Source organism: Staphylococcus sp. HMSC34C02 (genome assembly GCF_001838705.1).
In the GTDB taxonomy this organism is placed as follows: Bacteria; Bacillota; Bacilli; order Staphylococcales; family Staphylococcaceae; genus Staphylococcus; species Staphylococcus borealis.
In genome coordinates this window covers 17,516-31,206 of sequence record NZ_KV838570.1, presented here as the reverse complement: position 1 = coordinate 31,206, position 13,691 = coordinate 17,516, and the positions used below count along the sequence as shown (strand labels likewise).

Here is a 13,691-nt window from a genome sequence, read left to right as displayed (position 1 = left end):
ACAAAATAGCGATACATTTTTTAAAATACAAACGTAAGCGAACAAACGTTTGTATTTTTCTTTGTATATTTGATAAAATAACCTTAAGTGAGCATATTATTTCAATAATAGGTAATTAATAAGTATATCAATTTATAAGTACGACGTGTGCGTGTCACTGTTAATCTCATTACAATATGATTGTAATATACTATGCAATTTATAAAGATCAAAACTTCGGTTTAGTACATAAATATAAGTAAATAAAACCTTTAAAAAAGTAATAGAAATGAATGTTTAATTCAAGGAGGCGCTTGTCAAAATGGTGGAACATTACCCGTTTAAATTGAATTCTGAGTTTGATCCGCAAGGGGACCAGCCACAAGCAATCGAGAAAATAGTGGAAGGTGTTAAAGAAGGTAAGCGTCATCAAACGCTGTTAGGTGCGACTGGTACAGGTAAAACATTCACGATGAGTAATGTAATTAAAGAAGTGGGTAAACCAACGCTCATCATTGCACATAATAAAACGCTAGCAGGACAACTTTATAGTGAGTTTAAAGAGTTCTTCCCGGAGAATAGGGTGGAGTATTTTGTTAGTTATTATGATTATTATCAACCAGAAGCTTATGTACCTTCAACCGATACATTTATTGAGAAAGATGCCTCAATTAATGATGAAATTGACCAACTACGACATTCTGCAACGAGTGCATTATTTGAACGTGATGATGTCATTATCATTGCCAGTGTAAGTTGTATTTATGGTTTAGGTAACCCAGAAGAATATAAAGATTTAGTAGTAAGTGTTCGAGTTGGTATGGAGATGGACCGAAGTGAACTTCTTCGTAAACTTGTGGATGTACAATATTCTAGAAATGATATTGATTTCCAACGTGGTACATTTAGAGTACGTGGTGATGTTGTCGAAATTTTCCCAGCTTCACGCGAAGAGATGTGTATTCGCGTTGAATTCTTTGGCGATGAGATTGATCGCATTCGAGAAGTCAATTATTTAACAGGGGAAGTCATTCGTGAACGCGAGCATTTCGCTATTTTCCCTGCTTCTCACTTCGTAACACGTGAAGAAAAAATGAAAATCGCAATAGAGCGTATCGAGAAAGAATTAGAAGAACGATTAAAAGAATTAAAAGATGAGAACAAGTTATTAGAAGCACAACGTTTAGAGCAACGCACAAATTATGACTTAGAAATGATGAGAGAAATGGGCTTCTGTTCGGGTATAGAGAATTATTCTGTTCACTTAACATTAAGACCTTTAGGTTCAACGCCTTATACATTGCTAGATTACTTTGGTGATAATTGGTTAGTCATGATAGACGAGTCTCACGTGACATTACCTCAAATTAGAGGCATGTTCAATGGTGACCGCGCACGTAAACAAGTGCTCGTTGATCATGGTTTCCGTTTGCCAAGTGCGATGGATAACCGACCATTAAAATTTGAAGAATTTGAACAAAAAACAAATCAATTAGTATATGTCTCAGCGACACCAGGACCATATGAAATTGAACATACTGATGAGATGGTTGAACAAATTATCCGTCCAACGGGTCTTTTAGATCCTAAGATTGATGTGAGACCAACTAAGAATCAAATTGATGATTTACTTAGTGAAATTCAAGAACGCATTGATAGGGACGAACGTGTCCTAGTCACTACATTAACTAAGAAAATGAGTGAGGACTTAACCACTTATATGAAAGAAGCGGGAATTAAAGTGAATTACCTGCACTCAGAAATTAAAACGTTAGAGCGTATTGAAATCATTCGTGACTTAAGAATGGGAACATATGATGTTGTTGTAGGTATTAACTTACTAAGGGAAGGTATCGATATACCTGAAGTTTCATTAGTAGTCATTTTAGATGCGGATAAAGAAGGTTTCCTACGTTCAAACCGTTCATTAATTCAAACCATTGGTCGTGCGGCGCGTAATGAGAAAGGTGAAGTTATCATGTATGCTGATAAAATCACCGACTCAATGCAATATGCACTTGATGAAACACAAAGACGTCGTAATATACAAATGGCACATAATGAAAAATATGGTATCACGCCAAAAACAATTAACAAAAAGATTCATGATGTTATTAGTGCTACCGTAGATAATGATGAAACAAATGACAAACAACAAACTGAACTACCTAAGAAAATGACTAAAAAAGAAAGACAAAAAACGATTGAGAATATAGAAAAAGAAATGAAAAAAGCAGCTAAAGATTTAGACTTCGAAAGAGCAACGGAATTAAGAGATATGTTATTTGAATTAAAAGCAGAAGGGTGACAGTTAAATGAAGGGACCAAGTATTGTAGTAAAAGGCGCACGCGCACATAATTTAAAAAATGTAGATATAGAACTTCCTAAAAATAAACTTATTGTTATGACAGGCTTATCAGGATCAGGTAAATCATCTTTAGCTTTTGACACGATTTATGCTGAAGGTCAAAGACGATACGTCGAATCATTAAGTGCATATGCGCGCCAATTTTTGGGTCAAATGGATAAACCAGATGTGGATACCATCGAAGGATTATCTCCAGCAATTTCAATTGATCAAAAAACAACAAGTAAAAACCCTCGCTCTACTGTAGCGACTGTAACTGAAATTTATGATTATATACGTTTACTTTACGCACGAATAGGCAAGCCATATTGTCCAAATCATAATATTGAAATTGAATCACAAACCGTTCAACAAATGGTTGACCGTATACTTGAGCTTGAGGAACGTACTAAAATTCAAATTTTAGCACCCATTGTATCTCATAGAAAGGGTAGCCATGAGAAACTTATCGCAGATATTGGTAAAAAGGGCTATGTACGTCTGAGAGTCGATGGCGAAATTGTTGATGTTAATGAAGTGCCAGAATTAGATAAAAATAAAAATCATACTATCGAGGTAGTTGTAGATAGATTAGTCGTAAAATCAGGCATTGAAACACGTTTAGCAGATTCAATAGAAACAGGTTTAGAATTAGCGGAAGGTAATATTACTGTCGATGTGATCGATGGCGAAGATCTTAAATTCTCTGAAAATCACGCTTGTCCAATTTGCGGATTCTCTATCGGTGAATTAGAACCTAGAATGTTTAGTTTTAATAGTCCGTTTGGCGCATGTCCAACTTGTGACGGTCTAGGCCAAAAACTGACTGTCGATCTTGATTTAGTGGTACCAGACCCTAACAAAACTTTGAATGAAGGTGCTATTGAACCTTGGGAACCAACAAGTTCTGATTTTTATCCAACATTATTAAAACGCGTATGCGACGTTTATAAAATAAATATGGATAAACCTTATAAAAAATTAACTGACAGACAGAAAAATATATTAATGCATGGTTCAGGAGATAAAGAAATTGATTTTTCTTTCCACAGTCGAAATGGAGGTACACGTCATCGAAGAATGAAGTTCGAAGGTGTTGTTGCCAACATTGACCGTCGCTATCATGAATCACCATCGGAATATACACGTGAAATGATGAGTAAATATATGACAGAATTGCCATGTGAAACATGTCATGGTAAACGCCTAAGCAAAGAAGCACTATCTGTTTACGTTGGTGGATATAACATTGGTGAAGTAGTGGAATATTCTATTAAAAATGCATTAAATTATTACGAAAATATTGAACTATCCGAACAAGATAGTGCAATTGCAAATCAAATATTAAAAGAAATTATTTCAAGATTATCATTTTTAAATAATGTTGGATTAGAGTATTTAACACTTAATCGTGCATCAGGTACACTTTCTGGTGGTGAAGCACAACGAATTCGATTAGCCACACAAATAGGTTCACGCTTAACAGGTGTGCTATATGTGCTTGATGAGCCGTCTATTGGTCTACATCAACGTGATAATGACCGATTAATAAGTACACTGAAAGAAATGCGTGATTTAGGTAACACACTTATAGTTGTTGAACACGATGATGACACGATGCGTGCTGCGGACTACCTTGTAGATGTCGGTCCTGGTGCGGGGAATCACGGTGGAGAAATTGTTTCTAGTGGTACACCAAGCAAAGTGATGAAAGACAAAAAATCTTTAACAGGTCAATATTTAAGCGGTAAGAAACGTATTGATGTCCCTGAACATCGTCGAGAAGTGACAGATCGCAAAATCAGTATTAAAGGTGCAAGAAGTAACAATTTAAAAGGTGTGGACGTTGATATTCCGTTATCTGTAATGACCGTTGTGACTGGTGTATCAGGTTCCGGTAAAAGTTCATTAGTAAACGAAGTATTATATAAATCTTTAGCTCAAAAAATAAATAAATCTAAAGTTAAGCCAGGTGCATATGATAGCATTGAAGGCATTGACCAGTTAGATAAAATAATAGATATTGACCAATCACCAATTGGTAGAACACCACGTTCTAACCCAGCTACTTATACTGGCGTATTTGATGATATTCGCGATGTATTCGCTCAAACTAACGAAGCTAAAATTCGTGGTTATCAAAAAGGACGCTTCAGTTTTAATGTTAAAGGTGGACGTTGTGAAGCTTGTAAAGGCGATGGCATTATCAAAATTGAGATGCACTTTTTACCTGATGTGTATGTCCCTTGTGAAGTGTGTGATGGTAAACGTTACAACCGTGAAACATTAGAAGTAACATATAAAGGTAAAAATATTGCCGAATTACTTGAAATGACGGTGGAAGAAGCTGCATATTTCTTTGAAAATATCCCGAAAATACACCGTAAATTACAAACACTTGTGGATGTTGGCTTAGGTTATATCACGCTCGGCCAACAAGCTACAACTTTATCAGGTGGGGAAGCACAACGTGTTAAATTAGCATCAGAATTGCACAAACGTTCAACTGGACGTTCTATCTACATTCTAGATGAGCCGACGACGGGTCTACACGTTGATGATATTAGCCGATTGCTAAAAGTATTGAATCGACTAGTTGAAAATGGCGATACAGTTGTCATCATAGAACATAATTTAGATGTCATCAAAACAGCAGATCACATTATCGATTTAGGACCTGAAGGTGGCGATGGTGGGGGTACACTTGTTGCCACAGGTACGCCTGAAGAGATTGCTAATGTATCATCGTCATACACAGGTAAATATTTAAAAACAGTACTCGAACGCGATAAAGTTGAATAACTAAACCTAGCGTCAGGAAACTATAAAGACGAAGAATGATTAGTAATGCACAAGGTGGCTTAGTTATTAAATTTTAACTACAAAATCTACAAGATGAGTAGGCTTGGGAATGGGGCATTAAATCATAAAACTTACAAATTAAGTTTTCCTGACACTCGAGACCCATATAGAGTCCGGGACAAAAATAATCTAATGAAGCTATTTTGCAAATTCGCAGTAGCTGACTGAACTGAGAAGGCGCTCAAATCAAGCTTTTCTCAGTTCTAGTCACCCTTGCGGGGGTGGGACGACGAATTTATTAAGAATTCTCTCCCACTCCCTTTTGAGTGTGTTGTAAAATGTGAACGAAACAAATATCTTAGGAATTCTTCTTTTTTATATTAATCTTGTCTTTATTTTTGATATGATAATAGATGAATGAATTCAAGTGAAAATTTTGAGGTGAACTCATGTTAACGACAGAGAAATTAGTCAAATTACTTAAATTAGAATTATTTACAGGTGAAAAAGGATTACATAAACCGATTAAAAATACAGATATATCAAGACCGGGTTTGGAAATGGCTGGCTATTTTTCACATTATGCTGCAGATCGTATCCAACTATTAGGAACAACGGAATTATCGTTTTATAATTTATTACCTGATGAGGAACGTCACGGACGAATGAGAAAATTATGTCGTCCCGAAACACCTGCAATCATAGTGACTAGAGGATTAGAACCGCCACAAGAGTTGATAGAAGCAGCTCAAGAAATGGATACACCACTGATCGTATCTAAAGATGCAACGACAAGTTTGATGAGTCGATTAACAACGTTCTTAGAACACGAATTAGCTAAGACGACATCATTACATGGTGTATTGGTCGATGTTTACGGTGTTGGTGTATTAATCACCGGAGATTCTGGTATAGGTAAAAGTGAGACGGCACTTGAATTAGTGAAACGAGGACACCGACTTGTAGCAGACGATAATGTCGAAATTCGTGAAATAACAAAAGATGAATTAATAGGCACACCACCCAAATTGATTGAACACTTACTCGAAATTAGAGGCCTTGGTATCATCAATGTTATGACATTGTTTGGTGCAGGCTCTATACTTACACAGAAACAAATTCGTTTGAACATCAACCTTGAAAATTGGGATAAAGATAAATTGTATGACCGAGTTGGATTAAATGAAGAAACATTACAAATTCTTGATACAGAAATCACTAAAAAAACGATTCCTGTACGTCCAGGACGAAACGTGGCAGTTATTATAGAAGTTGCAGCAATGAACTATCGCCTGAATATAATGGGCATTAATACTGCAGAAGAGTTTAACCAACGATTAAATGAAGAAATCCTAAAAAAAGGTCATCAAAGCAAGGAGAGCTAGATCATGCTTTTAAATTTGAATTATATTGACCCTACTGCATTTAATTTAGGACCACTCTCAATAAAATGGTACGGTATCATTATTGCTGTAGGTATTCTCATTGGATATTTTATAGCTCAAGAAAGTTTGAAATATGTTGGACTACATAAAGATACGCTTGTTGATGTCATCTTTTATAGTGCCATTTTTGGATTCATCACTGCTCGAATTTATTTTGTGATTTTTCAATGGCCATATTACATGCAAAACCCTATTGAAATTCCAATGATATGGCATGGTGGTATAGCAATACATGGTGGTCTTCTAGGCGGATTTATTACCGGTATAATTGTATGCAAAGTAAAAAATCTTAATCCGTTCCAAATAGGTGACATTGTGGCACCAAGTATTATATTAGCTCAAGGTATTGGGCGTTGGGGAAACTTTATGAATCATGAAGCTCATGGTGGCCCAGTTCAAAGAACATTTCTTGAAAACTTACATATTCCAGAGTTCATTATCCGTAATATGTATATAGAAGGTGTGTACTACCATCCCACATTTTTATACGAATCAATATGGGATGTATTAGGCTTTATCATCTTAATTACATTTAGAAAGCATTTACGTGTGGGTGAAACATTCACATTATATTTAATTTGGTATTCCATTGGACGTTTCTTCGTAGAGGGTCTAAGAACTGATAGTTTGATGTTAACAAGTAACATTAGAGTAGCCCAACTTGTTTCAGTCATTTTGATTGTGATTGGATTAGCGCTAATGATTTATCGTCGTATTAAACATCAACCACCATTATATAAAGAGGCAGGCCCATTATCATGGCCTAGTCCTAAGGGTAAAGTAAAATAATGAGACGATTAACGAAAGATGGTCATCATAAGATTAATCCATTATGGCGAATTTATCGTTTTGTACGTTTCCCGAGAGTTCTTAGGAATACTATGATTATTGAAATTTGTCGCTTTATACCGAATTTAAGTTGGAAAAGATGGCTATACATCCATTTATTGAACATGTCCATTGGCCATAATACAGCTATAGCCTATAAGGTCATGCCAGACTTGTTTTATCCCCAACTCATAACCATTGGCAATAATACAGTAATTGGTTATAATACAACAATATTAACGCATGAGGTATTAGTAGATGAATATCGCTATGGTCCAGTTAGAATAGGTGATCAAACTTTAATTGGTGCGAATTCGACAATATTACCAGGTGTAAATATAGGTAATCATGTGGTTGTGAAAGCCGGCACAATTGTGTCGAAAGATATACCAGATGATGCCGTTGCATATGGCAATCCTATGCACATTCATTATAAATAAAGAGAGGTGACAAAGAATGGCGCAAAACAATGATAAAATTATTTCAATGAAATTTGATGAACCATTTTATCGTAAAATGGCGAATCAAAAATATAAAACACAAGATTTCAATAAAGCAGCAGAATACTATAAAAAAGTGCTTGATTTGTCACCGCAAGATTTTGATATAAAGTTAAAGTATGCCCATTGCTTAAATAAACTTCATTTAGGTAGACGAGCAGAGCATTTGTTTTATGACAGTATTATTGAAGGGCAAAATGTAGCAGATAGCTATTATGAGCTTAGTCAATTAAACATCGACCTTAATGAGCCAAACAAGGCCTTCTTGTTTGGTATTAATTATGTGATTTTAACAGATGATAAAGATTTCAGAGAAGAATTAGAAAAGACCTTCGAAGTGTCATATATGAGTGAAGAAAAAATTCAACTCGAAGCACAGCTTTTTGCTACACAACTATTATTCCAATATTTATTTTCTCAAGGACGATTGCAAGATGCACGTACGTATATATTGAATCAAGATGATGTTATTCAAGAGCATAGAGTGATTCGCAACTTACTAGCCATGTGCTATTTATATTTAAGTGAATATGATATTGCTAAAGACATGTTTGAAGCATTGCTATCTGAAGATAATTCAGATGTACACGCGTTATGTCACTATACATTGCTACTTTACAATACCAATGAAAAAGACAAATATCATAAATATCTTAAAATATTAAGTAAAGTTATGCCTATGAACGATGATGAAAGTTTTAAATTAGGTATCGTACTAAGTTATTTAAAACAATATGAAGCGTCTCAACAAATATTATTACCTCTATATAAGAAGGGGAAATTCGCTTCAATTCAAATGTTTAACGCATTGAGTTTTAATTATTATTACCTTGGAAATAAAGAACAGAGTCAATTCTTTTGGGATAAATTACTTCAAATATCTAAAGTAGATGTTGGTTATGCACCTTGGGTACTAGAAGAGAGTAAACAAGCTTTTGATCAAAAGATACTACCATTGTTATTAGATGATGATAGTCATTATAGACTTTATGGTGTCTTTTTATTAAATCAATTAAATGGTAAAGAAATATTAATGACGCAAGAGATTTGGTCTATTTTAGAAAAAATGAATGACTATGAGAAACTTTACCTTACGTATTTAGTTCAAGGTTTACATTTAAACAAATTAGATTTCATTCATAAAGGTTTAGTGCGTTTGTATGAAATGGATGAAATACACAAGGATACGGAATTATTTATAAGTTGGATTGATAAAGGCGAAGGATTAATTGCGAATGAAGTTGATTTAAGCGAAGTTGATAGATATGTAGCTGCACATGCATATTTATATCATCGTTATTATCATAGTCATGTAACTAAAAAGAAAATCATGACATTGTTTAATGTATCGCGTTACAAGTTAGATAGTGCGATTAATCAATTATTGAGCATATAAATTTAAAGATTTCAAATAATAATATATAATGCGCATGATATTAAAAACGTAGGAGGCATAGAAATGACAGAAGTAAATTATGATGTTGCAATTATCGGCGCAGGACCTGCTGGTATGACTGCAGCAGTTTATGCATCACGTGCAAATTTAAGCACAGTAATGATTGAACGAGGCATGCCTGGTGGCCAAATGGCTAACACAGAAGAAGTAGAGAACTTCCCAGGATTTGAAATGATTACAGGTCCGGATTTATCTACCAAAATGTTTGAACACGCTAAAAAATTTGGTGCCGAATATCAATATGGAGATATCAAATCTATTGAAGATAAAGGTGACTATAAAGAAATTAACCTAGGTAATAAAGAAATAACAGCACGTGCTGTGATTATTTCAACAGGTGCCGAATACAAAAAAATTGGTGTCCCTGGAGAACAAGAACTAGGTGGACGTGGTGTAAGTTATTGTGCAGTGTGTGATGGCGCCTTCTTTAAAAATAAAAACTTATTTGTAATAGGTGGCGGTGATTCTGCAGTTGAAGAAGGAGCATTCCTAACTAAATTCGCGGACAAAGTTACCATTGTACACAGAAGAGATGAATTAAGAGCGCAGAAAATCTTACAAGATCGTGCGTTCAAAAACGACAAAATTGATTTTATTTGGAGCCACACATTAAAATCTATTAACGAAAAAGATGGTAAAGTAGGCTCTGTAACACTTGTTTCAACTAAAGATGCCTCAGAACAAACGTTAGATGCAGATGGTGTATTCATTTATATTGGTATGAAACCATTAACAGCACCATTTGTTAATTTAGGAATTACAAACGACATGGGCTATATTGTAACGGAAGACAATATGAGTACAACAGTACCAGGTATTTTTGCTGCTGGAGATGTAAGAGATAAAGGCTTACGACAAATTGTAACAGCAACTGGTGATGGTAGTATAGCAGCTCAGAGCGCTATTGATTACATTGAAGAATTAAAAGATAAAGAAGAAGCATAATTAAGTAAGGCTAGAACGTGTCATCACATTTGATTGTGATTTAAACATGGGTTCTAGCCTTTTTTTATGGGTGCGCAAACTACTAACTACTTATATCGCATTAATCGTTACGATAAGTCGTTCATATGATATTATGAAGGTAAATTAACTATAGTCGTGAACGTATATTTACGTTAAAAAGATAAACTAGGCGGTGTCAAAATGACGAACCATAATGAAAATGAAATGAGTAAAAGTGAACTATTAGTAGTAACAGGTCTATCAGGTGCTGGTAAATCCGTAGTTATCCAATGTTTAGAAGATATTGGTTACTTCTGTGTTGATAACTTACCTCCGATATTACTTCCCAAATTTGTTGAATTAATGGAACAAGGAAATCCTTCTTTGCAAAAAGTAGCAATCGCGATTGATTTAAGAGGGAAAGAATTATTCAAGTCGTTAGTGGAAGAAATTGATGCAATTAAAAGTAGAAATGATGTTATTGTAGATGTCATGTTTTTAGAAGCGGAAACGGAAAAGTTAATCTCGAGATATAAAGAATCTAGACGTGCACATCCTTTGAATGAAAATGGTCAAATGTCATTAATAGATTCAATTTTAGAAGAAAAGCAATTGCTTAGTAATATTCGCTCAATTGCTAATTACATCGTAGATACAACACAAATGAAGACGAAAGAGCTTAAAACAAAGGTTAAAGAAAAATTCCAAGATGACAATTTTAAATCATTTAGTATTAATGTTTCAAGTTTCGGATTTAAACATGGCATACAAAAAGATGCAGATTTAGTGTTCGATGTTCGTTTCCTTCCAAATCCTTATTATGTTGAAGACTTAAGACCGATGACGGGAGAAGACGAACCCGTTTATCATTATGTTATGAAATGGAAAGAAACTGAAATATTTTTCGAAAAATTAATGGATTTATTGAAATTTATGATACCTGGTTACAAAAAAGAGGGTAAATCTCAATTAGTGATTGCAATAGGTTGTACAGGAGGTCAACACCGATCTGTTGCGTTAGCTAAACGTATTAGTGAAGAATTAACAGACATATTTGATTATAATGTTTATGTTCATCATAGAGATGCACATATCGAAAGTGGCGTGAAAAAATGAAACAATTAAAGATTGTACTTATAGGCGGTGGAACAGGTCTATCAGTATTAGCAAGGGGATTAAGAGAGTACCCCATCGATATTACAGCCATCGTTACTGTAGCGGATGACGGTGGTAGTACTGGTAAAATCCGTAGTGAAATGGATATACCGGCACCAGGCGATATTAGAAATGTTATTGCAGCATTAAGTGATGCAGAACCAGTCATAGAAGAGTTATTTCAATATCGTTTCAAAGAAAATCAAATTGAAGGACATTCACTTGGCAATTTATTATTAGCTGCTTTAACCAATATTAAGAATGACTTTGGTCATGCGGTAAAAGAATTAAGTAAAATATTAAATATTAAAGGCAAAGTGATTCCATCTACGAACACGAATGTGATGTTAAATGCAGTGTTAGAAGATGGAGAAATTGTACGCGGTGAATCTCAAATACCAAAGAAAAACAAACGTATTGAGCGTGTCTTTTTAGAGCCTGAAAATGTTGAGCCTATGGAAGAAGCGATTGACGCACTAGAAGATGCAGATTTAATCGTACTCGGACCTGGTTCGTTATATACTAGTGTGATTTCAAACTTATGTGTTAAAGGTATGTCGGATGCTATCTTACGCTCAAATGCGCCTAAATTATATATATCTAATGTTATGACTCAACCTGGAGAAACATCGGATTACGATGTTATGGATCATATTCAAGCGATACATAATCATGCTGGCAGTGACTTTATCGATTATGTCATTTGTAGTAATGATAAATACGATGATAATGTTTTAAAACGTTATAAAGAGCGTAATGCCAAACCAGTTGTTATGGATGAACATAAAATAACGGATCATAATATTAAGATCATTACGTCATCGAATTTAGTTGAAATCTTAGATGACCATTTAGTGCGTCATAATACGAAAGTGTTAGCGAAATTAATCTATGATTTAGCCCTTGAATTGACAAGTACGATTCAATTTAGACCGGAAAAATAACACTTCTAATCGGCAGTATAACTATGGTATGATAAAGAGCATATGTGTAATCATGTATGCGTAGAATAACGTGTAACAATATAGGATGTTAATTACATGTATATATAAATTTGATTAGAGGGGGAAATGTGATGAGTTTTGCGTCAGATATGAAAAATGAATTAACACGCATTGAAGTTGATGAAAGCAATGCTAAAGCAGAGCTTAGCGCATTAATTCGTATGAACGGTGCACTTAGCCTATCTAATCAACAATTCGTAATTAATGTTCAAACAGAAAATGCTACGACTGCTAGAAGAATTTATTCATTAATTAAACGCATTTTTAATGTAGAAGTTGAAATTCTTGTGCGTAAAAAAATGAAATTAAAGAAAAATAATATTTATATTTGTCGTACAAAAGTACGTGCGAAAGAAATTCTGGACGAACTAGGTATTTTAAAAAATGGTATTTTCGTTCATGATATTGATGCTAGCATGATTAAAGATGATGAAATGCGTAGAAGTTACTTGAGAGGCGCATTTTTAGCTGGAGGATCTGTAAATAATCCTGAAACATCATCCTATCATTTAGAAATATTCTCCCAATATGAGAATCATTCTGAAGGTTTAACTAAGTTAATGAATAGCTATGGCTTAAATGCTAAACACTTAGAACGCAAAAAGGGTAGCATCGCTTATTTAAAAGAAGCCGAAAAAATATCTGATTTTCTTAGTTTAATAGGTGGATATCAAGCATTATTGAAGTTTGAAGATGTGCGAATTGTTAGGGATATGAGAAATTCAGTGAATCGTTTAGTGAATTGTGAAACTGCAAATCTTAATAAGACGGTAAGTGCCGCTATGAAACAAGTAGAAAGCATTCAATTAATTGATCAAGAAATTGGACTAGATAATTTACCAGATCGCTTAAGAGAAATTGCAAAACTTCGAGTCGAGCATCAAGAAATCTCCTTAAAAGAACTAGGAGAAATGGTTTCAACTGGTGCTATATCGAAATCTGGAGTAAATCACCGCTTAAGAAAGCTAAATGAACTTGCAGATAAAATTCGAAGTGGCGAAAAAATTGAATTATAAGTACGAACTCGTCACATAGTGGCGAGTTTTTTTGTAAGGGATTAGGTTCTTAACATGTTGATGGCATTTAGTATTCTATAATAGTTTAATAACTGGCAAACTAAAAAGAGCCTGTGACAGCAATAATATAGTGATACTATTTTGCGAATTCGCAGTAGCGGACTAAACTGAGAAGGCGATTAAATCAAGCTTTTCTCAGTTCTAGTCATCCTT

At 34.4% G+C, this 13,691-nt stretch carries 10 protein-coding genes; all 10 read left to right on the top strand.

Annotated features, from left to right (window positions below; all coding sequences use genetic code 11):
- Positions 1-301 precede the first annotated feature (301 nt).
- Positions 302-2,287 carry an excinuclease ABC subunit UvrB gene (gene uvrB / locus HMPREF3239_RS04340; protein ID WP_070854842.1) on the top strand — a complete coding sequence of 662 codons (1,986 nt, stop codon included), beginning with the start codon at positions 302-304 and terminating at the stop codon, positions 2,285-2,287.
- Between the two features lie 7 nt (positions 2,288-2,294).
- On the top strand, positions 2,295-5,129 hold the full coding sequence (gene uvrA, locus HMPREF3239_RS04335; protein WP_070854841.1) for an excinuclease ABC subunit UvrA: 2,835 nt from the start codon (positions 2,295-2,297) through the stop codon (positions 5,127-5,129).
- 449 nt (positions 5,130-5,578) lie between these two features.
- The gene (gene hprK, locus HMPREF3239_RS04330; protein ID WP_053029918.1) at positions 5,579-6,514 is read left to right on the top strand and encodes an HPr(Ser) kinase/phosphatase; all 936 of its coding nucleotides are present in this window, start codon (positions 5,579-5,581) and stop codon (positions 6,512-6,514) included.
- 3 nt (positions 6,515-6,517) lie between these two features.
- The gene (lgt, locus tag HMPREF3239_RS04325; RefSeq protein WP_053029917.1) at positions 6,518-7,363 is read left to right on the top strand and encodes a prolipoprotein diacylglyceryl transferase; all 846 of its coding nucleotides are present in this window, start codon (positions 6,518-6,520) and stop codon (positions 7,361-7,363) included.
- Positions 7,363-7,842, top strand: a complete 480-nt coding sequence (locus HMPREF3239_RS04320) for an acyltransferase (RefSeq protein WP_070854840.1) — start codon at positions 7,363-7,365, stop codon at positions 7,840-7,842. The genes lgt and HMPREF3239_RS04320 overlap by 1 nt, the downstream gene beginning before the upstream one ends.
- 16 nt (positions 7,843-7,858) lie before the next feature.
- Positions 7,859-9,298 (top strand): tetratricopeptide repeat protein, encoded by a 1,440-nt coding sequence (locus HMPREF3239_RS04315; RefSeq protein WP_070854839.1) that lies wholly within the window; start codon positions 7,859-7,861, stop codon positions 9,296-9,298.
- 63 nt (positions 9,299-9,361) lie between these two features.
- Positions 9,362-10,303, top strand: coding sequence for a thioredoxin-disulfide reductase (trxB, locus tag HMPREF3239_RS04310; protein ID WP_053029914.1), 942 nt, complete (start codon positions 9,362-9,364; stop codon positions 10,301-10,303).
- Between the two features lie 201 nt (positions 10,304-10,504).
- The gene (gene rapZ, locus HMPREF3239_RS04305) at positions 10,505-11,419 is read left to right on the top strand and encodes an RNase adapter RapZ (protein ID WP_070854838.1); all 915 of its coding nucleotides are present in this window, start codon (positions 10,505-10,507) and stop codon (positions 11,417-11,419) included.
- The gene (gene yvcK, locus HMPREF3239_RS04300) at positions 11,416-12,402 is read left to right on the top strand and encodes a gluconeogenesis factor YvcK family protein (protein ID WP_053029912.1); all 987 of its coding nucleotides are present in this window, start codon (positions 11,416-11,418) and stop codon (positions 12,400-12,402) included. Before rapZ ends, yvcK begins: the two co-directional genes overlap by 4 nt.
- Before the next feature lie 131 nt (positions 12,403-12,533).
- Entirely contained in the window at positions 12,534-13,478 is a 945-nt protein-coding gene (whiA, locus tag HMPREF3239_RS04295; RefSeq protein WP_053029911.1) for a DNA-binding protein WhiA, read from the top strand.
- The last annotated feature ends 213 nt before the right edge of the window (positions 13,479-13,691 follow it).

Coding starts and splice junctions, on each gene's coding strand:
- uvrB (WP_070854842.1), top strand. CDS start 302: ATGGTGGAACATTACCCGTTTAAATTGAATTCTGAGTTTGATCCGCAA.
- uvrA (WP_070854841.1), top strand. CDS start 2,295: ATGAAGGGACCAAGTATTGTAGTAAAAGGCGCACGCGCACATAATTTA.
- hprK (WP_053029918.1), top strand. CDS start 5,579: ATGTTAACGACAGAGAAATTAGTCAAATTACTTAAATTAGAATTATTT.
- lgt (WP_053029917.1), top strand. CDS start 6,518: ATGCTTTTAAATTTGAATTATATTGACCCTACTGCATTTAATTTAGGA.
- HMPREF3239_RS04320 (WP_070854840.1), top strand. CDS start 7,363: ATGAGACGATTAACGAAAGATGGTCATCATAAGATTAATCCATTATGG.
- HMPREF3239_RS04315 (WP_070854839.1), top strand. CDS start 7,859: ATGGCGCAAAACAATGATAAAATTATTTCAATGAAATTTGATGAACCA.
- trxB (WP_053029914.1), top strand. CDS start 9,362: ATGACAGAAGTAAATTATGATGTTGCAATTATCGGCGCAGGACCTGCT.
- rapZ (WP_070854838.1), top strand. CDS start 10,505: ATGACGAACCATAATGAAAATGAAATGAGTAAAAGTGAACTATTAGTA.
- yvcK (WP_053029912.1), top strand. CDS start 11,416: ATGAAACAATTAAAGATTGTACTTATAGGCGGTGGAACAGGTCTATCA.
- whiA (WP_053029911.1), top strand. CDS start 12,534: ATGAGTTTTGCGTCAGATATGAAAAATGAATTAACACGCATTGAAGTT.